We start from the raw sequence: 25,640 nt of genomic DNA on the forward strand, positions 1-25,640 counted from the left end.
CGTATCCTCAGGCATGCGGGTGGCGCGGATGGATGGGTGGATTCAGTGCCGCGGCGAGAGAGGCGATGAACGGGAGCGGGTCGCCGCCGCGACAGGGAGGCTCCGCAAGCGCCAGCTCACCCAGCTTGCGGCGCAATTCGTGCGTCGAACTGCGGCAAAAGAGCAGCGGGATGCCATTCTTGTTGGCCTGCAGCTTCAAGGCGTTCGATACACTGTGGTTGACGTAGTCGTACAGTATCACCACGAGCTTGGCGCTGGTCGGGATGGTTCGCTTGGCGAACCTGGACTGACGTCCGTTCCAGTGCTCGACATCCTTGAGCCCATGCGCGATGAGCTCCCGCCGGAACGTCTCTATGTAGTCTCCGCCTACGATCAATGCAGTCATATCAACCTCCTTGTGGGTTGTGGCGCTGCGGCGCCACCCGGTCGTGTCACTTCTGATAAATCTGGTCGAATGTGCCACCATCGGCGAAGTGGATCCTGTGCGCCTTCTGCCAGCCGCCGAATGCGTCGTTGACGCTGAACAGCTTGATGGCGGGGAAGTGGCTGGCGTACTTTTCCACGACCTTCGGACTGGTGGGCCGGTAGAAATTCCTTGCGGCGATCTCCTGGCCCTCATCCGAGTACAGGTACTTGAGATAGGCCTCGGCAACCGCCCGCGTGCCCTTCTTGTCGACCACCTTGTCCACCAGGGCGACCGAGGGCTCCGCCAGGATGCTGAGCGAAGGCACGACGATCTCGAACTTTTCGCTGCCCAGCTCCTTGATTGCCAGGAAAGCCTCGTTTTCCCAGGAAATGAACACGTCCCCCACGCCGCGTTCGACGAACGTCGTGGTCGAGGCGCGCGCGCCGGAGTCCAATACCGGCACGTTGCGGTAGATGGCGGCGACGAACTCCCTGGCCTTCGCCTCCCCGAAATGGCGCTTGCCGAATTCCCAGGCGGCCAGGTAGTTCCACCGCGCGCCGCCGGAGGTTTTCGGATTGGGGGTGATCACCGACACGCCGGATCGGGCCAGATCGTTCCAGTCCTTGATGCCCTTGGGGTTTCCCTTGCGCACCAGGAAGACGATGGTCGAGGTGTACGGCGTGCTGTTGAGCGGCAGGCGCTGCTGCCAGTCCTGCGGCAGCAGCCTGGCTTTTTCGGCGATGGCGTCGATGTCGCTTGCCAGGGCCAGGGTCACGACGTCGGCCTGAAGCCCGTCGATCACCGAGCGTGCCTGTTTGCCCGAACCGCCATGGGACTGGCTGACCGTCACCTTTTCATGATGCTTCGCTTCCCACTGCCGGGCAAAGGCGGCGTTGAATGCCTGGTAGAGTTCCCGGGTCGGGTCGTAGGAGACGTTCAGCAGAGCCTTGTCCGCCAGTGCGTGACCGCCGCAAAGAAGCCCCGCGGTCAGCAGGCCCGATACCAGCCATTTCCTGATTTGCATGTTTTTCCCTTTCATTGAAGTGTCGGTTGGATGAAGGCTACTTGAATGCGCTGATCACCACTTCGGCATAGAAGAAATTGGAACTGCCGGGGCTGCTTCCCAGTGCCGCGATCTGCCGGTTGCGCGTGAATTCGCCGCTGGTGAAGTGGGAGTAGCCCAGCGTCGCCCCGATGTGCCCCGTCAGCTGATAGCGCACGCGCACGTCGACCGAGTGGCCGATGAAGTCCCCGCTCCGCCCGGTGGGGTCCCGGTTGAAGCTGCTGCCGCCCAGCAGGTTGTTGAATCGATCCGTGCTGCTTGCAAGCCAGTACCAGTTGTAGCCGCCATCGATGCGCAGGTTTTTGGCCGGCTGGAATTCCAGCTTGATCTTGGGGGCCTTGACGTTCTCGAAGATGATGTAGTCGTCAGCCGACCAGGGCCGCGCGAAGCCGAAGAAGCGCTCGAAGCGGTTGCTGACCCGGTTGCCGGGGTTGCGGTCGCCGCTGGCGTAGCCGTAGAAGGCGCTGACACGGGGTTTCCAGGCATGTTTGAAGGTATAGCCCGCCTCGAGGGTGTAGCCGTGCGCGTCCTGCCGGTCGGCGCCATTCTCCCCGAACTGGTAGATCAGGTTGAAGTCGTAGTCCAGGCCCGTGCCGCCGACGACCCCGTAGCCGCGCAGGGCGGTGGCGTGAATCACGCGGTCGACCTGCCCCGGCACCTTGCTGCCGTCCTGCACCAGGCCCATGTAGTAGGGCTGGAGCGTGATGACGTCGGACCACCGGCGCCAGTGGCCAATCGCGCCGTAGAACCACTGGTTCGTGATGCGCTGGTCGAATTCGGTCAGGACGCGCTTGACCGGCTGATAGGCCCATAGATCGATTTCCCAGTCGTTGACTTCCTGGCCCAGGTTGATGCGGAAACCCTCGAAGGTGTTGGTCGTGTTGCGCCATTCGTTGCGGCCGATCAGACGGCGGTCGAGCGCCTCGTAGGCCATGCGGCCGATCCGTACCCTGAGCGGGCGATCCTGCTTGCGGTCGTCCTGGCCCAGCGCCTGGCGGAAGTACAGTTCGCCGTATCCCTGGATCAGGTCGTAGTCGTTGAAGTCGCGGTCGTCATGGGGAAACTTGCCGTTGTAGCGGCGCGAATCCTGGAACTCGACCACCCCGCGCAGCGGATCCAGAATCTCCTTGATGCCGAAGTAGGCGCGCGAGCGCAGCAGGAACGGCTGGTCCAGCGTCGACCGGTTGCGCCGGATGTCGTTGCTGCGGAATTCGTAGCGGGTGCGATGGTCCAGGCCCACGTCCAGCCAGGTGATGTCCTTGAAGGCTTCGATGCCGGTCTCGGACAGGTTGCGGACGTAGCGCGGCGGATCGGACTCGGGCTGCGTCGAATAGCTGCGGGCAGGCTTGTAGTAGCTCGTGCTTCGGCTGGCCTCGGTCCGGCCTGCGCCGGTCCCGGGTTCGCGCCGCACCGGCAGCGGAACGGCCCACGTGGCTTCGCTGTCGGTGCGGCCGGCCGGGGCCTGTGTCTCCTCCGGCAAATCGGCCTGTGCGTATCGGACGGAACGGGCGTCCGGCCGGGTCGGGTGTGCGTGTATTTCGTGTTCCTCCGCTTGAATCGGGCTGGCGGGCAGTGTGCCGATCGCGGCTGCGATCAGGATGCGCCGAAAACTTCTCATGCCTTGACTCCATAGGGCTCCCCCGGTATTCCGGTCGGGTCGCCGGCTTTCTGTACCGACCGCTCCTCCGGAGCGGCGGGGTCGGGTTGATAAACGCTGTTTCCCTCGATCAGCGGCTGTGACGATTCATCTCCTGCGAGAGGCGTCGTCGTGACTCAGGCGAATCTTTCTGCGGCTCTCTATCTGCACCACGCGGCCGTCGTGGATCAGCACTTCCACCGATCCGTACTGGACGGCGGCAATGGCCCGCAGTATCTGCTGGCCGATTTCCGGGGGCAGGTGCCCCGTCGTATCGTTACCCGTCGCGGCAGCATCGTCGCTGTTCGCGATGGGCGCGGTCATCTATCTCACTCCGTAGATCTGGTCGAACAGGGCGCCATCGTTGAAATGCCTGGACTGCGCCTGCTTCCACCCGCCGAATATCTCGTCGATGGTGAACAGATCCAGTGCGCGGAACCGGTCCCGGTGCCGGGCCAGAATGCTTTCGTTGCGCGGGCGGAAGTAGTGCCGGGCGGCGATCTCCTGGCCTTCGTCCGAGTACAGGTATTCGAGATAGGCCGTCGCCAGCGCGCGGGTACCCCGCTTGTCGGCCACCTTGTCCACCACGCTCACCGGGCTTTCCGCGAGTATGCTGGTGGAGGGGTAGACCACGTCGAACTTGTCCTCCCCGAGTTCCTTCTGCGTCAGGAAGGCTTCGTTCTCGAACGTGAGCAGCGCGTCGCCGATGCCGCGCTGCACGAACGTGGTGCTGGCAGCCCGGCCTCCGCCGTCGAGTACCGGCACGTTCCGGAACAGCCGGCCCACGAAATCCTGTGCCGCACGTTCGTCACCCCCTTTCCTGATCACGTAGCCCCACGCGGCCAGGTAGCTGTAGCGGCCATTGCCGGAAAGCTTGGGATTGGGAATGATCGCCGCTACGCCCGGCCTGACCAGATCGTTCCAGTCGCGGATGTTCTTCGGATTGCCCCGGCGCACCAGGAACACGGTGGTGGAGGTGAATGGAGCGCTGCCGTAGGGGAACCGGCGGGCCCAATCCAGCGGCAGGAGCTTGCCGCGCTCCGCCAGCAGGTCGATGTCATTGGCCTGATTCATGGTGACGACATCGGCCTGCAGGCCGTCCAGCACGGCCCGCGCCTGCTTGCTCGATCCACCGTGGGACTGACTGACCGTGACCGCCTCGCCGGTTTTACTCTTCCAGTGCGCGGTGAAGGCGGGGTTGTAGTCCTTGTAGAATTCGCGGGTGACGTCGTAGGACACGTTGAGCAACGAAGTCTCTGCCGTTGCCGGCATTGCGCCAAGGAACAACAGCCCCATCAGTATTCGAAGCATCTTTTCTCCATGGTGTTGCCAGAGGCCTGCAAGTGGAAATGGCGGTCCCGGCAACGGATATTCCGAGCGAAGACGCTGGTCGACAGAAGGTACCAGCGCTTTTTTAGTCGCGGAACCAATAAGTTTCGATTTGTTTATCTCTTTTTTTCATATATGGCCGCCCGGACCGGATGGAAATGCGGATAACCGGTTCCCGCCACGCGTTCGGCTCAGGCGTATATTTTTTCCCGCAATACGGATTCGGTCAGGTCCGGTGCCAGACGGCCGATGAAGTCGTAGGCGTAGTCGCGCAGATAGCGCCCGCGCCGCACCGCGATGCGGGCGTAATTGGAGCCGAACAGGTGTCCCGCCGGAATCAGCGCCAGCGAGATGTCGCGCTCGGGATTGAAGGCGAGGGATGACACCACGCCCACGCCCAGGCCCAGGCCCACGTAGGTCTTGATGACATCCGCGTCCATCGCGGTGATGACGATGTCGGGTTCGAGGTTCGCCTGGCGGAACGCATGGTCCACGTGCGAACGGCCGGTGAACGAGGGATGGTAGGTGATCACCGGAAACTTGCTCAGGTCCTGCAGCGTGACCGTGTCCAGCGCCAGCAGGGGGTGGTCGGCGGGAACGATGATGCCGTGCTCCCATTCGTAGCAGGGAAAGCTGATCAGGTTGGGGATCTGGGACAGCGTTTCCGTGGCGATGCCGATGTCCGCATCGCCATTGAGCAGCAGTTCCGCGATCTCCTTGGGGCTGCCCTGGTGCAGCGAGAGGTGCACCTCGGGCACGTCGAGCATGAAGCGCTTGATCACGTTCGGGAGGACGTAGCGGGCCTGCGTGTGCGTGGTGGCCACCGTCAGGTTGCCGCGCTTGCGTCCCGAGAACTGGGAGGCCACACGCTTGATGTTCTCGGCGTCGAGCAGGATCCGGTCGACCACCTTCAGCAGATCCCTGCCCGCCTCGGTCAATCCCACCAGGCGCTTGCCGAAGCGGGAGAAGATCTCGACCCCCAGTTCGTCCTCCAGCTCCTTCAACCCCTTCGAGATGCCCGACTGGGAGGTGAACAGTGCCTTCCCGGTTTCGGTCAGGTTGAAATTCTGACGGACGGTCTCGCGGACGATCCGTAGTTGCTGAAAATTCATAAGCGGAAATCTACCGTGTTGTCAGCCGTATATGAAGTTATAAAATATGGTTTCGATATGAGAAATTGTGATTAAGAAAGTAGCTGGAGTGGGATGGGCGCAGGGCGCTCCCATGGGCCGCTCATCGGGCACTCTCCGAACGCGAACCCGGGAGTTTCAGCCGGTGCCGGTCCAGGTCGTCGCGGGCATCCTGGAAGATGTTCTCGAGCTCCACGCGCTTGATCTGGGTGAAGGGTTCCGCACGCAGCACGCTGGTCAGGGGCCCCGGCTTCTCGACGTGGTCGATCAGCGTCCGTCCCAGCTGGTAGAGCCGACCGTTCTTGTCGATGCACTGCGCCAGGGTTTCGTCCAGCGTGGTTTTCTCCGCCGCCGCGCGCTCCAGCAGGCGTTCGCCCTCCTGCCGCGCCGTTCGGGTATCGGCCAGTTCCCCGCGCACCTGCTGCAGGGCCTCCTCGGCCGCTTTCAGCCGGGCTTCGAGATCGGCGGCGCGGGCCAGCTCCCGCGCATGCTCCTGCGTCAGGCGGTGGTGGCGCTGGGCCGCCTGCTCCAGTCCCTGCTGCGCCTCGGCGGCGCGCGCCTCCTGCTCCTTGAGCCTGCCGTCCAGTTCCACATTGGCGCGTTCCAGCTCCGCGGCCTTGGCCTGCGCATGCCGGATCGCCTGCTGCGCGCGGCGCTGGGTCTCCTTCTTGTCGACGCTCCACGCGGGTCCTGCCGTCGACACGAGCACAATCAGGAGCGCGAGCGTCGACGCCTTCAGGCGGACGGGCAGCGGCGACAGCGTATCCGGCATCTAGAACCTCGCCGTAAGGTCCAGCTGGAAGACATCGATTCCCAGCTTGGGGCCGATGATCTGGTTGGCGCTCAGCCAGCGCCCGGTGAGCCAGACGTTGTCGGCCACCGCATACGACGCGCCACCGATCCAGCCCTGCGCGTTGGTGCCCCCGAGGTAGAACTCGGAATCGGTGAAGCCGTCCAGCAGCGAGTCCGACTCCATGCGCTTGAATGCCGCGAACAGCAGCCAGTCGTGGCGCTTCGCCGCGAGCAGCTGTCCCATGTCCTGGAGCATGGTGGTGCCGATGTCGAGGCGGATCTGGTAGGCGGTGGCGCCCTCCCTGCCGCTCAGGCTCGCGCCGCGCCGCCTCATCTTGTCGGGGTTGAAGGCCAGGTTGCGGGCGTAGTCGCCCATGAGGCGGATGTGCAGGGGATTGAACATGCTCAGGTCGATCCCCCCTGTCACGTTGATTTCCCGGAACTCCGAGGCCAGCCCGTAGACGCCGCCGCCGTCCAGTCCGGCCACGGGAGGATTGTTGAGCTGTATCAGTGAATTGCCCTTCTGGCGCCACTGCACGGCGGTGGTGTTGAGGCGGATGTCGCCGTTGAGCTCGCTGATCCTGCCCGACATGTTCTCGTAATGGTAGTAGGCCGCCGCCAGCGTGATCTTGGACTTCGGCGTCGGATTCCACTCCACGCCGCCCTGCCCGGCGAATAGCCATTTGTCGCTTTTCGAGAGATCCACCTCCTGCACCGGGAACGCGCCGCCCGTGCCGAACAGCCTCAGGCTGTCGTTGATGCGCGGCTTGGCCGAGACCATTACGCCGTCGAAGTTCAGGTCCGGATCCCACACCATGTCGGTGCGGTAGAAGGGATTGGCGACCTTGCCGCCGCTGAGCAGCAGCCAGTCGTACGGCCTGTAGTTGAGATAGAGCCGGTCGAACTGGACTGCGAAGTGGCGGTTGCTGTCGCCGAGCGTCTGGTTGGTGGCGATCGGGTTGTCGCTGCTGCCGTTGGTGACCAGCCGCGCTCCGGCGCTGAAGTGGTCCGTCAGCGTCACGCTGGTGGCGAGCCGGCCCCGGACGCGCCAGCGCATGCGGTCGACGGTGGTGTTGTTCACATCCACGCCAAACAGCCGGAAGATCCCCGGCAGCGCGTTGGCCGAGGAGAACAGCGCATTCTCGTGGCGCAGGCGCACGTCGCCGCTCCACGAGAACCGTTCCACCCAGGAAGGCAGCGGCTTGCGGTCTCCCCACTGCTCGGTGCGCGCGTGCGCGAGCACGTCCTGCTTGATCTCCTCGCGCATCTCCTTCTTGACGAGCTCGGGGACGTACTGCATGCGGATGACCTTGCCCTTGCCGCCATTCTCCGTCCCCGGACTGCCCGCGACCGCCGGCAGCGGCTCGGCGCCCGCCTTGGGGGCGTTTTCCTCCTCGACCTGCTTCAGCAGGAGATCCGCCTTTTCCTTGGACAGTATGCCCTCCTGCACCAGCAGGTCGATCAGCTTGAGCGTGCTGGCGTCGGCCATCACGAGGTCCGGCGACAGCAGGCCGAACAGTACCAGTGCGATTTTCGGTAGTCGTCTCATTTTCATCTCATCTCATCTTGTCTTTATGTCATATGTATATGCGTGCGTCAGCCGCTCGCCGAGCGGGAAATGATCCTCAGCTTCACCGGCTGCGGCATGCTTTCCGGAGGCGGTTCGGAAAGCGGCGGCATGCCGTTCAGCGCCGTCCTGATCAGCCCGTCCGTCTTGGCGTTGCCGCTGCTGCCTTCCAGCTCGAAGCGCTCGATCCGCCCGTTCCCGGCGATCCAGACGCGGACGATGAGGCGGTAGTCCCCCTTGGCCAGCTCCTTGTCGCGCGCCAGCGCATCCTCGATCTGCCCCTTGAGCAGGCCGGTGAACCAGGAGAAGCGGTCCTTGCCGCCGATGACGGTGCCCCCCTGGTACTCGTTGGTCACCGTGCCGGCCCCGAACGGGCTGGGCCCGTCCCCGGCGGCGCCTTCCATCTTCAGCGACTCCGCCGGCGGCTGCGGCGTCTCCTGCGGCTTGGGCTGCTCCACCTTCACCTCCTTCGGCTGTTCCTTGGGCGGTTCCTTGGGCGGCGGCGGGGGTGGCGGCTTGTCCGGCATGATCTTGATCGTGGTCACCGGTTTCTTGGGAGCGCCGCCGCTCATCAGGCTTTTCAGCACCAGGGCGATGCCTGCCAGCGCCAGCGCCACGCCCAGCCCCAGCGCAATGCGCCGCAGCCACGTCCGGCCGCCCGCCTGTCCGCGCGCGGCGGGCGCGGAGAGCGGGGATGCGCCCTGGGACGGGTTGGCCATCAGGTGCCTATCTTTGCCGTCACCAGGCCCACGTTCTCGATCTCCAGGCGCGTCACCAGATCCACCACCGCGATCACGCCGGCGTAGGGCGCCCGGGCGTCGCCCTTGATCATCACCGAGAACTTGGGATCGCGCGCCTTGGTCGCGCCGAGATGGGCTTCGAGCTCGGCCAGGCTCACGCCCACGCCGTTCATCAGCAGTCCGCCGCCCTCTTGCACCTGCACGATCTTCACCTCGTGCTGCTCGGTGCTGGGCTTGCTGGAGGGTTTGGGCAGGTTCATGGTGAGCCCCTGCACGCCGGCGGTCGTCATGAGGATGAAGATCACCAGCAGCACGTACGCCAGGTCCAGCATCGGCGTGATGTTGATGGTGTCGTAGGGCTGCGCGTCGTTCTGCACCTGCATCAGTCGGCTCCTCTCTTCGTGACCAGGCCCACCTCCGTGATGCCCAGCCTCTTGCAGATCTCCAGCACTTCCGAAATCTTCTCGTAGTGCGCCGCGGCGTCGCCCTTGAGTACCACCGGCAGCGCCGGGTTGCCGCGCTGGAACTCGCTCAGGCGCTGTTCCAGCAGCGCCATGTCCACCGGATAGGCGTCCAGGTAGACGGCGCCGTCCTGGGTGACGGTGATGGCCCGCATCTGCGGCTTGGCCAGGCTCGCCGTGTTGCGCGTGTGCGGCAGTTCCACCTTCACGCCCTGCACCGAGGCCGTCGTCATGATGATGAAGATCACCAGCAGCACGTACGCCAGGTCCAGCATCGGCGTGATGTTGATCTCGTCGTAGGGCTGGTTGTCCTCCTTGACGTCGCTCGACATGGCCCGGCCTCCTAGCGCCCGTACAGTTCGGCCACGCGGGTCACGAACTCGTCCACGAAAATCTGCATGTCGATGGTGATGTTCTTGATGCGGCTCGCGAGGTAGTTGTAGCCGAACAGCGCCGGGATCGCGACGCCCAGCCCCGCGACCGTGGCCAGCAGCGCCGCCGCGATGCCGGGGGCGATGGCGTTGACGTTGACGTCGCCCGCCGCGGCGATCGCGGCGAAGGTGATCATCACCCCCACCACCGTGCCCAGCAGGCCGAGGAAGGGGCCGCCGGAAATGGCGATGGTGAGCAGCACCATGTTGGCGTTCAGCTTCTTCGTTTCACGGATCAGGTTGGCGTCGATCGAGGCCTTGATGGCGTCGATCGAGGCGCCGCTCAGCGCCAGCTCGTGGTCGCTGCCGTAGCGCTTGCGGATCTCCCTCAGCCCCGCGCCGTAGAGGTGGAACAGGGATGAATCGGGATAGTCGCCTCCCTGGTCCAGCACCAGCAGCTCTTCGCCGCCGGCGTTCACGAAACGGTCCAGGAATAGGCGGTTGCCGCGATCGGTGCGGGTGATCAGCTTGTTCTTCGCGACCATCACCACCAGGCTGATCGCGAACATGAACGCCAGGATGACGATGACGACCCACGCGTCGACCGTCAGGCTCTGCACCAGGATGCCGATGTAGGACACGTCCCCGTCGTCCTCCTCGTCGCCGTCGATGGAGGAGGGCTTGCCGAGCTTCAGCAGCTGCCCGTCCATCCCCTGGCCCGCCACCGCCAGCTTGAACCAGTCCGCGCCGCGCGCCGTGCTGGCGATCTGGATCTCGTCCAGCTCGCCGCTGTAGCCCGCGCCGATCTCCACCGCCTCCTGCACGTCGGGCAGCGTCAGGCCGCCGTCGCCCGCGGTCAGGCCGTTCACGTACAGGACCGCCCTGCCGTCGCCCACGCTCACGCCCACGTGCTGCCAGGCGCCGGCCTTGATCTCGCCGCCTGCCACGCTGGCACCGCCGGCCGCCAGCACCAGCCGGGTGCCGTCGATCCCCAGGGTCAGGGTGCCCTGGCGGTAGAGCGTCGCCTGCTGCGGCAGGGCGTCCGGCTTGATCCAGGCGGAGTACGTCAGGCCGCCGCCGGCGCTCAGGGCGAGGGCGGGCGCCGCCGCGATGCTCAGGGGCCGGCCCTGGAATATCGCCGCCTCGCCCAGCAGCGCCGCCTTCTGCAGCCCCACCTCGCCCGTGGCCGCCAGCCTGCCGGGGCCAGCGTCCTGCAGCAGCGCGGCAGCGCCGAAATGGAACACCGCCGCGGTTGCCGCATCCCAGCCGCTCCCGCTGTCGGCGGCCGGGGCCGACTCGTTGCCGTAGTAGAGCCAGAAGTGGGCCGACTTGTCCGCCGGATCGACCTTCGGCAGGTGCACCCAGATCACCGCCAGCTCGTTGAGGGCGTCGAACTTCTCCACGTGGAACCTGAGTTCGGTCTTGTCGTCCGCCGCCACGAAGCGCAGGTCGGAGCCGTCCGGGCTGGCATCGAGGAAATTGAAGTTGCCCGAGTGCAGGCGCACCGCCACCGGCACCTGTTCGACCGCGGAAGCCACGCCGCGCGGATCGAGCGTGATCTTGATGCGGGAGGTCCAGGCCTCGTCCCAGTAGGCGGCGGCGAGCGGGGAAAGCAGCAGGCAGGGCAGCGTCAGCAGCAGGGCGAATACTTTGTTCATCAGGGCGAATGTCCTTGGTGGGGTTCTCCGGGGCGTACGCTACATTTCCAGCAGCAGCTTGAAGTGCAGGCGCAGGTCGCCGGGTTGGATGTGGGTGGTGCTGTTTCTGAAGCCGCGCAGCGGCCAGGCGAAATCCAGCGCGCTGCTGAAGCCGCTCAGGAACCTCAGGCTGTCGGGCGACCTGAGCCTCAGGCCGAAGCCGGCGCTCACGATGCCGTACGACAAATCCGTGTCCAGGCGCCTGTAGTTGTGGGTGAAGGCGCCGTCGAGGAAGGCGAGCAGCCGCAGGTCGGCCAGATCCCACGGCAGGCGGGGGGTCTGCAGCGCGACCGAGCCCTGGAAGCCGTTGTCGCCCAGCAGCTGGACTTCCGGATAGCCGCGCACCGACTCGAAGCCGCCGGCGCCGAACTGCTCGTTGTTGACGAGCGGCTGGTTGGCGATCTGCGCGGACACGCGGCCCGTCAGCAGGAAGTCCCGGGGCAGCGTGTGGCGCCGCTGCAGGTCGGCGCGGAGGTACATGAAGTCCGCCTGCGCGCCGTGGCGCTTGCACTCGAACTGCTCCTCGAAGAATCCGGGCAGGCATTCGATCTTGCGTTCGCTGATGGCGCGCGCCGAGAAGTTCGCGGCCAGCCCGAACTGGGTCGCGCCCTGGGTGTCCTGCAGGGTGCCGCTGTACTGCAGGCTGATGGGGAAGTATCGGATCGGCGTGTTCAGCGAGTTCGTTCCGAGCTGCACCGTCTGGTCGAAGCTCTTGTAGTCGAGGCCGAGCGTCAGGCTGTGGTAGTAATCGTCGAGTCCGGTCAGCGGCAGCACCAGCCGGGCGCCGACGATGTCGCCCTTGCCGATCACGTTGGTGTTGCCCAGTATCGCCACGTTGCTGTTCGCGTGCACGCCGTAGACGGCGAGCATGAGGCCGCTGTCCCCCAGCCCCATCAGGTAGGTGCCGGAAAAGACCTGCACCTGGTCGAGGCTCTCCGGCGAGATCTGGTATTGCAGGTTGAGGCTGTGGCGCCGCTGCCACAGGTTGTCGTAGCGCAGGGTGCCGATCAGCCGCAGGCGGCTGGTATTGGGGCTGAAGCGATCGTTCAGCTCCAGACTTGCGTACAGCGGCGACCGGTCCCGCACGTTCAGGTCGACGTCCACCGTGCCCGGCGTCGTGCCCGCCCGCAGCACCGGCGACACGCGCAGGCTGGCGGAGCGGTTCAGGGCAACCATCTCCTTCTGCACTCCGGGGAAATGGGGCACGCTGCCCTCGGCAAGGGAAGGCAGCGCCTCGCGTATCCGCCCCAGCGAGTAGTAGCGGGCGTCCTTGACGCGCAGGCGCCCGACCCTGCCCTCGGTCACGACCAGCCGCACCGAGCCGTCCTTGACGTCCTGCTCGGGGATGTCCACGAACACGGTGAGATAGCCGCCGTCCTTGTAGCGCTGTTCCAGCGCCAGGCGCGCGGCTTCCAGGTCGTCGATGGTCTTGTGCTCGCCCATGTAGGGGTAGAGGGTGTTCTCCACCTCCACCTGCGGCAGCACGCTGTTGCCCTCGATCTGGATGTCCAGGATATCGAAAGACACCTTCCCTTCTCCCTCTGTCCCCGTGGTTTCCGTGCCGGCTTCCGGTTCTGCGTCGCCGGGCGGCGGGGATGTTTCCGCCGCCGAGATGTGCGGCCAGAGCCCGCATTCCATCGCGAGCAGCAGTATCCACAGTATCCTGAAGCGGCACGGCGTGCGGCGACCCGGTATTGTTTTCAGTCTCATCGAATCCGAGGTTTCTTTCTTATGGGTATTCCGGGCGTATGGGAGGGCCTGGAATGGGCCCGCCCGCCTGGGCGGCCATGCCCTCGTACGCATGACGGCGGGGTTGAATCAACCGAAAGTCATATAAAGTGCGAAATCCATCATTAAAAGTCGGGCCGGGACAATATACGATCGATGCCAGGCCAGATGAACCTATAAAAAATGGTTACGATATGACTTTTTATGCTAAAAACTCTCCCACATGGCCTCGCTGCCGAGGCCATGACAATCGCGTGGCGTCCGCGCCGCCTGGACGGATGGAGCAGGGAGAGTCCGCCCCGGCGCCGGGTGAGGCGGGGCGGCTTCCTTCAAGCCTGGGTGCGGGCGCTACTTGCCCAGCCCCAGCACCTCGACCCGGATGAACGACGGCAGCAGGTCGCGCGTGTTCGACAGGCTCGCGCTGCTGCTCGCCATGTCGCGCCCGAAGTCGTCGGTGGAGCGCGCCACCGAGGCGCCCACGCTGGAGCCGGCCGCCGCCGCGCTCGCCAGCACGCCGCTGTCGGAAACCGGGGTGCCGGTGGACACGCCACCGACGCGGATGTTGTCCGCGCCCACCACCTGCACCGCCGCCACGTTCAGGTTGCCGGCCACGCGGATGCCCGCGTCGCCCGCGTCGACGATGCCGCGGGGCGCCAGCAGGTCGACCGAGCCGACCGCGGTGCCGCCGCCGGTCAGCAGCTGGCCGATGCCGCTGCCCGAGACCGCGCCGCTGGGGTTGACGAAGATGTTGCCGTTGGCGTCCGTCTGGATCACGGGCGGCGGCGCCGCCGAGGCGGTCTTGGCGCCGCGGCCGGCGTCGATGTTGCCCTCCGAGGCCCACAGCAGGATGTCGCCGCCCTGCAGGGTGAGGATGCGCGAGCGGTTGACGGTGATGTGCTCCCGCGCGAAGGTGCGGATGGCGCCCTCGCCAAAGGCCATGATGCCCAGGTTGGCCGCTGCTGGGATGCTGGGTATGACGGCATCGTCGATCTTCAGGGCGGTCAGTTCGGCCGGCGGGTTGGTCAACCCCGCCACCACCGAGCCTCCGGGCGCCAGCAGGGAGATGTCGCCGCCCTGCTCGGTCTTGATCTGGCTGAAGAACAGGTTGATGTCGCCGGCGTAGTCCGCCCCGGCGCCGGGGAACAGGGTGGCGATGGCGCCGTAGCCGCGGTCGTAGCCCGTGCCCTCCTCGCTTTCGCCGAGGTTGTGCTCCAGGCCGGCGGTGCGCAGCTCGGCGTACAGCACGCGCGAGACGAAGGGCAGTTTCTGCGGATCCGGCAGGACGCGGAAGGCCGCGAGCGCCTGCGCGTCCGTGAGGCTGCCCTGGCCGGTGAGCTGCTTCATGTAGGCAGTCAGCGCCGCCGGGTGCGTGCCCGCGTGCGCGCTTGCCGGCACCAGGTAGCGCTCGATGAAGGCGGCGTACTCGGGTGCGCGCAGCCCGCCGTCCGCCTGGCTGCCGAGGCCCGCGGCGGCGACGATGTCGGCGCCGCGCGCCGGCAGGCGCGCGTCATCGGTGGCGCCGCGGGTGCTGATGCCTCCGCTGTTGCCGAGGTCGACGTGGCGCCCCGCCAGGATCTGCAGCAGGCCCGGCCCGCCGACGCGGATACGGTCGGGGTTACGCACCAGCCGATTGCTGCTCGGGCTCAGGTTGACGTCGAAATGGAGGTCGCGGCCCGCCTGCAGCAGGGTCAGGTCACCCGGGTTCAGGTTCTTGCCCTCCAGCCTCAGATTGCGGATGTCCTGTCCGGCGATGAACTGCGCCTGCTTGGGCAGGTAGATCGGCTGGCTGTTGCCGAGGATGCTGCCGCGCGCGGCGACGATGCGGATGGGCTCGGGGTTGTCGCGGTGCAGCGGGACGAGCGGCCAGGCCACCGTGTCCAGGTGGATCAGGGCGCTGGCGCCGGGTATCGGCGTGGCACCGGCGGCTTGCAGCAGGTTGGCGGGCCGCAGCGGGTTGGCCGCGCGCGCGGGGTCGGCCTCGTACATCTGCAGGCTGCCGAGGCTGACGTCCCCCTGCGCCAGCAGGTGCAGGCTGCCCCGGGGCGAGGGAAACAGGCGCATGCCGTTGTTGGTCTGCAGGCTGCCCGAGAGCGCGGCGGCGTGGACGCGGGCGGGATAGACCAGGAATTCGTCGATTTTATAGCTGACGAGGATACTCAGTCCTCCAGCGGCCGACTGGATGGCGCCAGCGTCGTTGTTGAGGGTCAGGTTACCGGCGACGCTGCTCAGGTCGACCGCGCTCGCGGCGGAGTAGGTGTAGAAGAAGGACGGCTTGATGTTGCGATTCGGGTTAGTGGTGAGTGCGCTGGCCGTGGGCAGGACGGTGGCGTTGAGCACGGACTCCAGGGTGACATCCCTGCGCGCGCGCACGTCGATCTGGGCGTCGGCCAACGCCAGCAGCGTGTGCAGGGGCGAGCTGCCCACGCTGCTGGGGGCGCCCAGCGAGCCGCCGGCATCGATCAGGCCCTGGCCGCGGTCGACCTGGAACAGGCCGCCGTGGATGTCGCCGCCCGCCAGCACGCTGAGGTCGCCCCCCCCCTGGACCACCAGGTTGGCGGCGTCGGGCAGCGTGCCGGGCGCGCCCGCGAGGCGGCCGTTGGTCGGGATCACGGCGGAGAGGTTGTCGATGTCGCGCCCGGCACGCACCTCGATGTCGCCGCCGCCGAGCGCGCCGATGCCCTGGCGGAACTGGGCGAAGTTCACCCACCAGGTGGTCTGCAGGCCCCTGTTGCCGGTGCCGCCTTGAGCGATGGCACCACTGGCGGTGAGTTCGCCGCGCCGCCACAGCCAGTCCGCGATCAACTGCCTGCTCGGGGCGCTGACCACGTCGCGTCCGGCGCGCACCTCTATGTCGCCGCCGCCGGTGGTGTAGTAGGCGTTCAGCGAGGTGCCGTTGGAGCTGACCGGCAGCTGGAACAGCGCCGGGTCGATCTCCACGCCGGCGGTGCCGGCGGTGTAGATCACCGAGGCCGGGGCGTTGGGGTGGTCGTAGTGGCCGGCAATGGGGTCGTAGCCGAGGCGCACGTCCCCGGCCGCGACGATGTCGATGCCCCCGGTGCCGGTGCGCACCAGCTTGCCGGGCGCGAGGATGAAGTGGCCGTCGGGGGTGGCGGCGGTGCTCAGTGGATCGGCTCCGGTGAGGTCCGCGCCCGCCGCGAGGCGGTAGGACCAGGAGGGGCCGTCCCCCAGGGCGGCGTTGGGCGCGGCGCCGGCGAAGCCGTCGCTGAGGCTGCCGGCGAGGATGAGGTCGCCGCCGGCACGCAGGGTCAGGTTGCCCGGCTCGTTGCCGGGGCGGCTGGCGGCGTAGAGGTTCCAGTCGCCCGCAAGCGTGAGATTTCCATCTGAACGGACCTCCACCCCCGGGCGCAAGTGGAAGCCGGCATCGCCGCTCCTGCCCAGCGTCGTCAGGATCGTTCCCTGGTGCGTCATGAAGGCGGCCACGTCGGCGCCGATGCGGTCGAATCCCAGGGTGGCGCCGCCGGCGCTGCCCGCCGTGAGCGTGCTCACGCCTTCGTAGGTCTGCACCGCCTCCAGCACCGTGGCGGCCGCGCCCTGGATCTCCGCGTCCAGCGCGGCGATCGCCACCCCATCGCCGGCGCCGGTCCCTGTACGGGGGGCGCGCAGCAGCACTTCGCCACCCGCCCCGCCTACTGTGCCGCCGCTGACGTCGATGCGGCTGCCAGTTTGCAGGTCCAGCGTGCCAGCGGCCGTGCTCAGGGCGACCTGTCCGCCTTGTCCATTGGCTGCAGTCGCGTCCGCGCGCAGGGTGGCGCTGTCGGCCAGGGTGAGGTCGTCGCGCGCGTTCAGGGCGATGCGGCCGCCGTCGGCGCCCCTGGCGTCGATGCTGCCGGCCACGGCGATCGCGCCGCCGTCGGCGCTCAGCCTGAACTGGTGGGCGTGCACGCTGTCGGCGGCGCCGATCAGCACGTCGCCCTGGCGGATGCGTGCGTTCACCGCGCGGGTGAAGCCGCCAGCGGCCAGCGCCGGGTTCAGCCCGGCGTAACCGTCCGTCCCCAGGCTGCCGACGTCGAGCTCGAAGGCGCCCTGGCGCCGTCCGGCCGCGGCGCTGGCGCGCAGGTCACCCGCCAGTGTCACCTGGCCCTGGGCGGCGTGGATGGAGAGGGTGCCGGCGTCGCTGCCGCCGCCGCTGTCACTGCCACTGCTCCCTCCAGCCGCCGCCGGGGCGCCGGAGAGGTCCACGAGGGCGGACGTCTGGATGTCGACGTCGCCCCGGTCGGCGGCCAGGCCGACCTTGCCGGCGGCCGCGTAGGCGCTGCCGCCGCCCAGCGTCCGCTCGACGCCGGAGGCGTCGATGCGCGAGCCCGCCAGCAGGGTGACGTCGTCCCCGGGCTGGGCGCCGGTGGCGTGCAGCGTGAGCTCGCCCGCGCGCACCGAGATCGTGCCGCCGTGGTGGACGCGCGTGCCGCTGATGGCCAGCCTGCCGCCGATGCCGGCGTCCGCCAGGGCCGGCACCTGCTCCGCCGCGGCCGCCGGCTCGATGTGCACGCCGCCGCTGGCGTTGGCGATGGACTGATCCGCGCCGGTGGCGGTGCCCAGCCGGGCCGACTGCAGCCGCAGGTCGCCGGCGTCGGCCAGGTCGAGCCTGCCGTCGCCGGTCGCGGCGATGTCTCCCTGCGCCTGCAGCAGTACGCCGGAGAAGCCGCTCACGTGCTTGTCGCCCGCGCCGAGGAACAGGCGCCCGGCGTCGGCCGCTTGCTCCCCGGTCTGTTCCCCGGCGCCGCCCAGGGCGCGCAGCGTCAGGCTACCGCCGCCATCGCCCGTGCAGGCTGCGGCGCAGGCGGCCTGGCCCTGGTTGGTGAGGTTGATCGTGCCCGCCTGCAGCAGCTTGTCGCCCGCGCCGTGGCCGACCAGTCCCCAGCCGTCGAGGTGCAGGCTGTGCAGCAGCGGTTTGCCCTGGGCGTCGGTGCCGCCGAGCGCCAGATCACCGTAGAGATCGATGGCGCCGTAGCTGCGCAGCGTCAGGTCGGTTAGGCTGGCGAGACCGGCCAGCAGGGAGGAGGTCAGCTTGAGACCGGCCGCCGGCGCGCCCTCCGGCGCGTCGCCGATGCCGATCCGGCTCGACGAGAGCGCGAGGGCGTGGGCGTCGATGCGGGCGGCGGCGCCGATGCGGCTGTCCGCTGCCGCGTCCAGGATGACGCTGCCGCCGCTGGCGATGCGGGCCTGGTCTTCCACAGTCAGGGTGCCGAGCAGGGTGGCGGAGGGATCCGCGAGGGTGCGGCTGAATACGGGCGGCGGCGCCTCCGCCACCCGCAGCAGGGCGCCGTCGCCTTCCACGCTCAGGGCCGTGGCGGCGCCGTCCAGGGTGCCCTGGCTCTGGAGGGCGCTGCCGGCGCGCGCGACGACCGCCTGCGTGGCGGCGAGGATGATCTCGGGCGCGGCCAGGGTGGCCGCGGCGCTGTTGCGCAGCTCCACGCGCGCGGCGCTCACCAGCAGCTGGTCGCCTGCCGCCGTGGTATTGCGCCGGCCGCCGATGATCAGGCTCTGTGCGCCCAGTTCGTTGAGTTTCGAGGTCTGCAGCTGCAGCGTGCCGTCGTCCGCGCCGAGGCTGTCCACCAGGCTGATGGCGGGGGCCTCCACCGAGGCCTCGCCGCCGCGGCCGGTGCGCGTGACGTCGCGCTCCTCCTCGTCCTGGCCGGTGACGAAGGCGGCTGCGCCGAAGCCGATACGGCCGTTCAGCGCCAGCGCCTGCGTGGCGGCGAGCTGGAGCTGGCCCGCGTCAGCGGCGAGCCGGGGAACGGCGGTTGCGCCGGCGTCGGCGGCGTTGTAGAAGAAGTGGTTGGAGTAGCTGTCGCTGTACTGCGACTGTGTGCGCACCACGCTGCCGGGGGTGACGTGGAACAGCGTGGTGCGGCTGGCCACGATGTCGGTGCCCGCGACCGCGGTGTGCCCGGCCACGACGGTGGAGCCGTCCATCTGCGCGAATGTGGTGCCCAGCGGCAGGTCCTGGTAGCCCAGAGAGGCGCTCAGCGCCGCCAGCGGCAGGTCCTGCACCCCCTGCACGATGGAGAGGGCGTAGGCGCCCGGCAGCAGGGCGTAGCGCGCCGGCAGCAGCACGTAGTAGCCGGCATCCAGGCCGGGCACGCCGCTCAGGTAGACGGTGTCGCCCACGCCCACACTGGAGCCGAGCCCGTACTGGTGGTCCAGCGGCGCGAATGCCGAGGGAGCGGTGCGCGCACCCAGGGCGGGGAGGATGGCCGCGAAGTAGCGGTTCTCCAGCACGTCCTGCGAACCCCCCGGTCCCGCCACGAACTCGTAGGCGTACAGGTCGCCGCCGCCGGAAAGATCGGCCGTGGCGCCCGCCTGAATGTCGACCGTGGGGGCATTCAGGGACAGCTGCTTGGCCGGCGGCGCGGAGACCAGGGCGGAGTTGGCATCGTCGATCCGGTATACCCAGGTGCTGCCGTTCTGCACGCTGCCGTAGGGGATCAGCGCGCCCTCGGCGGAGACCGAGGTCAGGCTGCCGTCACCCAGGGTGACACGGTCGCGAGCGTTGAAGACGATCTGCCCCAGCGGCGCGCGCACCACGCCGTCCTGGTCGATGGTGGAGGCGTTGACCGTGAGGCGCCCGCCGGCGGAGAGCGGCGTGCCGGGTAGGGCGGGCAGGGCGCCGCCGTTGGCAAGGAAGGTGACCGTTCCGGGCGCGCCGGAGGGATAGGCGCCCTCGGGGTTGAGGGTGAACTGCGCCCGCGTCACCGGGTAGAGCTGGTTCGCCTGGAACGTCAGGTCGCCGGCGGTGCGCAGCGAGCCGGTGAAGTCGGTGGCCGCGGCGGCGGTGGCGGCGGCGGTGACGCTGTAGGCGAAGCGGATGTCGCCGTCGCTGTGGTAGTGCGCGCGCGCGAAGCCGTCGAGCACGCTGTGGCCGCGGATGTCCAGCAGCTGGGCATGGGCGTGCAGCACGGCGTCGCCGCTGGCGGGGTTGCGCACTGGTAGCAACGGGCCGCTGCCCGGCTGGCGCGCGCCATCGGCGTTGCCCAGCGCCACGTAGGCGGCGTGCAGGGAGGCGGTGGCGCCGGGGTTGCCTCTCAGCACCTGCGCGTCCAGCACCAGGCTGCGCCGTGCGCCCAGGTCCACGGCGCCGTCGATGGCGATCACGTCGGTGCTGCGCAGTTCGATCCGGTCGAAGCCACCGGCCTGGATCTGCTGGGTGTTGACGCGGGCGGTGCCGTTGGCGGGCGTGGCCGGCAGGCCGTCGGCCGGGGCGGCGGTGAGGGTGAGGACGCGGTCCTGGGTCGGGTAGGCCCTGGGCGTACCCGCCAGCAGCAAGTTCGGATTGTCGGTACGCTGGTACAGGTCCAGCCCGAGGGTGAGGCTGCCGGCGGCCGCGCCCGGCACGTCCGCCGCCCGGCCCAGCAGGCTGCCGTTCACGGCCAGGCCCTCTCGCGCGCGCAGGCTGATGGCGCCGCCGGCGCCCGCCAGGGCCAGGGTCTGCACCCCCGAAGGGGTGAATTGGTCGATTTCGCCGCGCGCGCCGGAAACGTCGATCAGCGATCCCGCTTCCAGGATCAGGCTGCCCTTGTACGCGTTCAGCGCCACGCTGCCGCCGTCCAGCATCCTGCCCTTGCGCAGCCCGTCGGCGCTGTCGCGGCGGATCTGGGCGACGCTGCCCGCCAGCAGGCGCGCGCCGCTGCCCAGCAGCAACTGCTGGGTGGCGACGTATCCTTGCGTGAAGTCGGCGTCGGCGCCGAAGGCGACGCTCGGCGCGACCTCCAGGCGGATGCGGCCGGCGGGCGCGTCGATGGTGCCGTGGACGCGCAGGCTGCCGCTGGCGGCGAGCGACACCGTGGCGTCCGGGTCGGTGACGATGGCTGCGCCCGCGCCCATCGTCAGGTCACCCCGTTGGCTGAGGACGCTGGTGGCCGCCAGTGCCAGGTTCACCGGGTTGCGGAACAGCGGATCCAGTACGCCGCTGCGGCTGAAAGTGGAGAGGGCGCTGCCGCTGGGGCGGATCAGGTAGCTCGCGTCGGGAATCCAGTTCTGCATCCGCGGGCGGATCTGTGCGCCGGCGGCGATCTCCAGGCCGTTGACGCCGGTCAGGCTGTAGTCGGCGAAGCCGCCCTGGCCGAAGCGCGCCGGATCCACCCAGAGCTCCCCGGCGGCGCCCGTGGGCACACCGCCGATGCGTACCGTGGCGGCGGTGATGGCGAGTGTGCCGCCGTCGAACAGCCCATAGCCCAGCAGCTCGCCCTCCAGGTCGACCCGGCCCAGCAGGGTGCCGCTCTCATTCACGCTGGTGGAGACGAGCCGGATGCTGCCGCCCTTGCCTGGCGTGAGCGTGTTGCCGCTGTCCACCCAGCCGCCGCCGGAGACGTCGATGCGGCTGCCGGCGCCGAGGCTCACGTCGCGCTCGGCCTCCAGAGTGACGCTGCCGCCGTCGAGCAGCAACGGCGCATTGTCCGCGGTGGCGAAGATGAGGGGGGAATTGTTGACCCAGCCGCCGCGCGCGTCGATCTGCGCGCCGGGCGCGAGGCGCACGCTGCCGCCATGGGTGCTGTCCAGGTGGACACTGCCGGAGAGGATGCTGATGTTTCCGCCGACGTCGATGTCGCGCAGCGCCAGCGCCGAGAAGGCGCCGCCGGGCGCGAGCTGCAGGTGCGTGCCCGCCCGCAGGGAGACGTCGCTGTTGCTGTAGAGGTGCAGCTCGGAGAAGCCCCCCTGCCGGATCAGGTCGGTGGAGAGCTGCAGGCTCTGACGCCACTCTTCGGGAACCGTATCGTCGGCGCCGAACCCGGCGGGCAGCGCCGGCACGCCCTGGCCCAGCACGATGTTGCGGGCGCGGTAGTCCGGCGTCTCACCGCCGTTGATCTCCTGGCTGGCCTCACCGATCACGAGGGTGCCGCCGCGGGGCAGCTCGGCGGCGCTGCGCTGCAGCGGGCCGGGACTGGCGTGTCCGTTCAGCGTGCCCTGCAGGGCGGCCCAGGGGGTGCTGACCGATAGGGTACCGGCAGATTTTCCTTCCGTATAGCCCTGCAGCACCGGCCGCGGCGTTGCCACGGCGGTGGTGGTGCCCCACTTCCCGGAGGTAAAGGTATAACCGTCGGCGAAGCCCACGTAGCGCACGTCGATGGGCGCGTCGGCGATGTCGTAGAGGCGGCCGTCGCTGGCCAGCAGGGTGGTGGTGCGGTCGTATCCCTGCTGGTACTGGAGGGTACCGCCGGACACGTCCAGGATCGAGCCGGCGCGGGCGATGACGTCGCCGCCCGCATCCAGGGTGATGCTGCCGCCGCGGGCGAGTTTCTCGGCGATGCCGCGCGCCAGGTTGTCGCGGTAGGGGGCGAGATCCGCCAGCGGCGTGCCCTTGCGCAGGTCCACCGTGACCGTCTTGCCGCGCAGGAAGCCGTCGCGCTGCAAGGGCGCGTCCTGCAGCTCGTTGGAGCGCAGTTCCACCTCCACCAGGTTGCGTTCGGCGGAGAGCTGCACGCCGCGCAGCCCGGCCACGTCGATGCGGCTGCCGGCATCCAGGTAAATGCGGCTGCCGTCGGAGGGAACGGGCGCCGGCTTTGCGAGATTTCGTTCGGAGAAGCGCAGGAAAGGGCTGTCCGCCGCCAGGGCGTGCACGCTGCCGCCCGGCGCGACCACGGCGGCGTCGCCCTCGAGGCGGATGGTCTTGCCCACCAGCGACACCGCCGAGGGGAGGAACGCCTGGGTATCGTTGATGGTCTTGGTGTCGGTGGCGTCGGCCACCACCTGGGTCAGGCTGCCGGCCGACAGCGTGAGGCTGCCGCCCTGGTTCGGCAGCAGCCGGTGACTGCCGGGCTCGTTGAAGCTGTAGAAGCCGGTGCCGCGCGACACGTCGCCGGCGGAGAGGTGGATGGAGCCGTTGGCGCTGACCGAGGTGGTCGCGGTGAGGCGGCCGGCTTGGTTCACCATCAGGCCCGCCAGAGTGATGTTGCCGCGTTCCGCGGTGATGCTGCCGTGGTTGCTGGCGGCGGAGTGGGTCAGCCCGGCGGCGTCCACCTCGATCAGCAGGCCGCGCAGGCCGGGGTCGCTGCTGGCGGCGAGGTAGACGGTGTGGCCGGCGCCGAGGATGGCCTGGCCGTCGGGGGTGCTGATCGTGCCGCGGTTGGTGACCGTGGGCGCGAGCAGCATGATGCGCCCGCCGTTGGCGGTGGCGAGCACCGCGCCGGGGCGGATCTCGACGTCGCCGGCGGGCAGCGCGCCCTGCTCGAACACCGCGGGGAGGTTGGGGTTGTCGGACAGCACGCCGGCGTTGGCGCTGAGCAGGCCGCCCAGGTAGATCGCATCCTTGACGTCCAGGGTCGAGGCCACCAGGCCGCCGACGTCGACGCGCGCGCCCTCGGCGAATAGGACCCCGTTCTGGTTGATGAGGTAGACCTGGCCGTTGGCGCGCAGTTGGCCGGCGATGGTGCTGGCGTCCGGCCCCCACACGCGGTTGAGGGTGGAGGCGGTGGCCCCGGGCTGGTCGAACACGACTGCCTTGCCGGCGCCGATGTTGAAGTCCTGCCAGTTGAGGATGGCCTGCTGGCTTAGCTGGTGCACCGTCATGGTGTTGCCGTCGATGACGGGCGCGCCGCCGTGGCCGATCTGGCCGGCGCCGACGAAGGGCAGGCTGCCGCCCGCGCCGCAGGCGCCGCCGGCGCAGGGTATCGGCAGGGCGGGGTCGGCGGCGCCGGCCAGGCCCGACCAGGCTTGCAGCACTGCGCTGGCCGCCCACAGTAGCTGGAAGCCGCCGCCCCGGCGCCGCCGACGCCGGGACAGGGCCGAGCGGGCAGGGCGGGCGATGGGCGAAGTCGGCGGGGTAGGCGGCGTGTCGTGATTCATCGTTTATTTATGATCTATATGGGTGTGTGGTATGCATCCGGTGCGTCGGCCTCATGCGGCCATGCCTGCCGCGTTTCTCATCCGCCAGGTAGGATGGGTGAAATGAAATGCAACACATCGCAGCGTTTGTTGAGAGATGATGGGTTGCGCTGCGCTCCACCCATCCTACCTCTACTGTTCTCATGCGGCCATGCCTGCCGCGTCTCTCATCCGCCAGGTAAGATGGGTGAAATGAAAGGCAACCCATCGCAGCGTTTGTTGGGAGATGATGGGTTGCGCTGCGCTCCACCCATCCTACTCCTCTGTCATCCAATCCTCATGCATATGGCCCGCCTGAAACGGGCGAGTCCCCGCACGGGGTGCGGGGACTCGGAAAATTCGACCCCCGCAGGACACGGGGGTGTCGGACCCGCTGCGCAGAACGCGCAGCGGGATGCGCCGCATTACTCCACCAGTGTCAGGGGGGCGGTGGAGTTACCGAAGCGCGTTCCTCTGGCGCGGAAGGCGTCCAGGGCTGGATTGCCAGAGGGAGGGAAGGTGATGGGGTCCAGGATGGTACCGGGCACGGTGGTGATGACCGCTGGACTGACTGCCTTGCTGATGAAGGCATTGATCAGATTGCCCCACGTGGTGCCGGCCTGGTGGTAGCGCTGGCCGTTCACAACGCTGTTGCGAGTGTTGACGGAGGCCTGGTAGAAGTAGTCGTACTTGCCGCTGATCGCATCGGTCTTGTCGAAGGAGGTCGATCCCGCGCTGGCGTAGCCGATGGGGATGAAGCGCCACTGGCTGCTCGGCCCCGGGATGTTTTCCAGCCCCAGGAGGCCGATGCCGTAGGCACCCTTGGCGGCGACGCCGTCCAGCACGCCCGGCACGTTGCCCGCGCTGGGCTCGGTGCGCACCGTTTGCTGGCTGTAGTTCACCGGATCGCCGAAGTCCCCGCTCAGGTTGGCGGGTTCGGCCGTACCGCTATAGCCCGAGCCGCCCGGGTTGTTCTGGAAGTACTGGTTGGCGGCGGCCTTGGCGCCCGAGCCGAAGTTGCGGTCGATCAGGATGACAGGCGCGTTCGGGAAGGCCGGATCGATGTCGCTCCAATTCTCGAAATTGCCCGCCAGGATGGCGGCGATCTCGGCCTTGCGCAGCCCCTCGCCGTCCGGGCGCGCCGCTGCGATGGCGGCGGCCAGGTTGTTGGTGGCGGCGATGCCGTTCACCACCGCGTACAGCGCCCGCGAGTTGACCTTCGCCAGTTCGGCCGGGGTGACCGCGGGGATGCCGGTGGGGAGGTTGATCTGCGTGAAGAGGGTCAGCTCCTCGTTCGCCAGCCCGATGTCGGGCGCGTTCGGGGTGGTGAGGCTGGTGTTGGTGATGCGGTAGGATGGGTTGGTGCTGCCGGCGATGGCGGTGGCGTTGCCGATGACCTGGTAGTAGGGCAGCAGCTGGCCGCGCACCAGGGGGTTGATGCCGTTGGCGAACACGCCGCCGAGCGAGCGGTAGATCACCAGCACGTTGGCGCCCGCGGGCACGTTGCCCGCCGCAGCCGCCAGCTTGCCGTACACCGCGCGGAAGGAGCGGCCCTTGGCGGTGCCGGTCGGCTCGTCGGTGTAGTAGTCGATGCTACCGGGCTGGAACAGCGACGTGGCGATGGTCTCGAACACGTTATTCTGTTCCGCGCCGCCGCCCACGTAGAGGATGTGGTCGGGGGTGGTGCCGGGGCCCACCGCGTAGGACGGGGCGGCGAAAGCCAGCGCCAGCGAGGCGGCGAGTAGGTTGAGCTTCAGTTTCTGTTTCATTGGTGTATCCCTCCAAATTGAGACGGGTTGGTTTCAGGTAGTACCTTTTCAGCTGGTACAGCAATAAGTACAGGTACGGTATCTACCGTTCGTGCTATCGCTTGCTGTGGGAGTGGTACGGTCTGTATTCAAT

General features: G+C 68.3%; 15 protein-coding genes. All 15 read right to left on the minus strand.

The window, feature by feature from the left end; translation table 11 throughout:
- Positions 1-7 precede the first annotated feature (7 nt).
- A complete protein-coding gene (locus BT108_RS00685; protein ID WP_072292622.1) occupies positions 8-385 on the minus strand; it encodes a DUF2325 domain-containing protein in 378 nt (125 codons plus the stop codon).
- Between the two features lie 46 nt (positions 386-431).
- A complete protein-coding gene (locus BT108_RS00690) occupies positions 432-1,430 on the minus strand; it encodes a sulfate ABC transporter substrate-binding protein (protein ID WP_143142323.1) in 999 nt (332 codons plus the stop codon).
- 37 nt (positions 1,431-1,467) lie between these two features.
- Positions 1,468-3,087, minus strand: a complete 1,620-nt coding sequence (locus tag BT108_RS00695) for an alginate export family protein (protein ID WP_072292624.1) — start codon at positions 3,085-3,087, stop codon at positions 1,468-1,470.
- Between the two features lie 126 nt (positions 3,088-3,213).
- Positions 3,214-3,429 (minus strand): YezD family protein, encoded by a 216-nt coding sequence (locus BT108_RS00700; RefSeq protein WP_083566071.1) that lies wholly within the window; start codon positions 3,427-3,429, stop codon positions 3,214-3,216.
- Positions 3,430-4,416: a sulfate ABC transporter substrate-binding protein gene (locus BT108_RS00705; protein ID WP_072292625.1), complete on the minus strand. Its 987-nt coding sequence runs from the start codon at positions 4,414-4,416 to the stop codon at positions 3,430-3,432.
- A 209-nt stretch (positions 4,417-4,625) separates the two neighbouring features.
- A complete protein-coding gene (locus BT108_RS00710; protein ID WP_072292626.1) occupies positions 4,626-5,546 on the minus strand; it encodes a CysB family HTH-type transcriptional regulator in 921 nt (306 codons plus the stop codon).
- Between the two features lie 121 nt (positions 5,547-5,667).
- A complete protein-coding gene (locus tag BT108_RS00715; protein ID WP_177257218.1) occupies positions 5,668-6,267 on the minus strand; it encodes a hypothetical protein in 600 nt (199 codons plus the stop codon).
- Between the two features lie 69 nt (positions 6,268-6,336).
- The gene (locus tag BT108_RS00720) at positions 6,337-7,905 is read right to left on the minus strand and encodes a putative porin (protein ID WP_072292628.1); all 1,569 of its coding nucleotides are present in this window, start codon (positions 7,903-7,905) and stop codon (positions 6,337-6,339) included.
- A gap of 47 nt (positions 7,906-7,952) precedes the next feature.
- Positions 7,953-8,642, minus strand: a complete 690-nt coding sequence (locus tag BT108_RS00725; protein ID WP_072292629.1) for a TonB C-terminal domain-containing protein — start codon at positions 8,640-8,642, stop codon at positions 7,953-7,955.
- Complete coding sequence (locus BT108_RS00730) at positions 8,642-9,046, minus strand: ExbD/TolR family protein (protein ID WP_072292630.1); 405 nt, start codon at positions 9,044-9,046, stop codon at positions 8,642-8,644. The genes BT108_RS00725 and BT108_RS00730 overlap by 1 nt, the downstream gene beginning before the upstream one ends.
- On the minus strand, positions 9,046-9,456 hold the full coding sequence (locus BT108_RS00735) for an ExbD/TolR family protein (protein ID WP_072292631.1): 411 nt from the start codon (positions 9,454-9,456) through the stop codon (positions 9,046-9,048). The genes BT108_RS00730 and BT108_RS00735 overlap by 1 nt, the downstream gene beginning before the upstream one ends.
- An 11-nt stretch (positions 9,457-9,467) precedes the next feature.
- Positions 9,468-11,153 carry a DUF2341 domain-containing protein gene (locus BT108_RS00740; protein ID WP_072292632.1) on the minus strand — a complete coding sequence of 562 codons (1,686 nt, stop codon included), beginning with the start codon at positions 11,151-11,153 and terminating at the stop codon, positions 9,468-9,470.
- 39 nt (positions 11,154-11,192) lie between these two features.
- Positions 11,193-12,902 carry a ShlB/FhaC/HecB family hemolysin secretion/activation protein gene (locus BT108_RS00745; RefSeq protein WP_177257219.1) on the minus strand — a complete coding sequence of 570 codons (1,710 nt, stop codon included), beginning with the start codon at positions 12,900-12,902 and terminating at the stop codon, positions 11,193-11,195.
- A 366-nt stretch (positions 12,903-13,268) separates the two neighbouring features.
- Positions 13,269-23,720, minus strand: coding sequence for a filamentous haemagglutinin family protein (locus BT108_RS00750; protein WP_072292633.1), 10,452 nt, complete (start codon positions 23,718-23,720; stop codon positions 13,269-13,271).
- Positions 23,721-24,163: 443 nt separating this feature from the next.
- The gene (locus BT108_RS00755; RefSeq protein ID WP_072292634.1) at positions 24,164-25,507 is read right to left on the minus strand and encodes a type 2 periplasmic-binding domain-containing protein; all 1,344 of its coding nucleotides are present in this window, start codon (positions 25,505-25,507) and stop codon (positions 24,164-24,166) included.
- Positions 25,508-25,640: the final 133 nt, after the last annotated feature.

This window comes from Nitrosovibrio sp. Nv17 (assembly GCF_900119085.1).
Lineage (GTDB): Bacteria > Pseudomonadota > Gammaproteobacteria > Burkholderiales > Nitrosomonadaceae > Nitrosospira.

Bases quoted from the DNA above. Each gene is read 5' to 3' on its own strand.
- BT108_RS00740 (WP_072292632.1), bottom strand. From the start codon at position 11,153: ATGAACAAAGTATTCGCCCTGCTGCTGACGCTGCCCTGCCTGCTGCTT.
- BT108_RS00695 (WP_072292624.1), bottom strand. From the start codon at position 3,087: ATGAGAAGTTTTCGGCGCATCCTGATCGCAGCCGCGATCGGCACACTG.
- BT108_RS00705 (WP_072292625.1), bottom strand. From the start codon at position 4,416: ATGCTTCGAATACTGATGGGGCTGTTGTTCCTTGGCGCAATGCCGGCA.
- BT108_RS00730 (WP_072292630.1), bottom strand. From the start codon at position 9,046: ATGCAGGTGCAGAACGACGCGCAGCCCTACGACACCATCAACATCACG.
- BT108_RS00710 (WP_072292626.1), bottom strand. From the start codon at position 5,546: ATGAATTTTCAGCAACTACGGATCGTCCGCGAGACCGTCCGTCAGAAT.
- BT108_RS00690 (WP_143142323.1), bottom strand. From the start codon at position 1,430: ATGCAAATCAGGAAATGGCTGGTATCGGGCCTGCTGACCGCGGGGCTT.
- BT108_RS00725 (WP_072292629.1), bottom strand. From the start codon at position 8,642: ATGGCCAACCCGTCCCAGGGCGCATCCCCGCTCTCCGCGCCCGCCGCG.
- BT108_RS00720 (WP_072292628.1), bottom strand. From the start codon at position 7,905: ATGAGACGACTACCGAAAATCGCACTGGTACTGTTCGGCCTGCTGTCG.
- BT108_RS00745 (WP_177257219.1), bottom strand. From the start codon at position 12,902: ATGAGACTGAAAACAATACCGGGTCGCCGCACGCCGTGCCGCTTCAGG.
- BT108_RS00700 (WP_083566071.1), bottom strand. From the start codon at position 3,429: ATGACCGCGCCCATCGCGAACAGCGACGATGCTGCCGCGACGGGTAAC.
- BT108_RS00735 (WP_072292631.1), bottom strand. From the start codon at position 9,456: ATGTCGAGCGACGTCAAGGAGGACAACCAGCCCTACGACGAGATCAAC.
- BT108_RS00685 (WP_072292622.1), bottom strand. From the start codon at position 385: ATGACTGCATTGATCGTAGGCGGAGACTACATAGAGACGTTCCGGCGG.
- BT108_RS00750 (WP_072292633.1), bottom strand. From the start codon at position 23,720: ATGAATCACGACACGCCGCCTACCCCGCCGACTTCGCCCATCGCCCGC.
- BT108_RS00755 (WP_072292634.1), bottom strand. From the start codon at position 25,507: ATGAAACAGAAACTGAAGCTCAACCTACTCGCCGCCTCGCTGGCGCTG.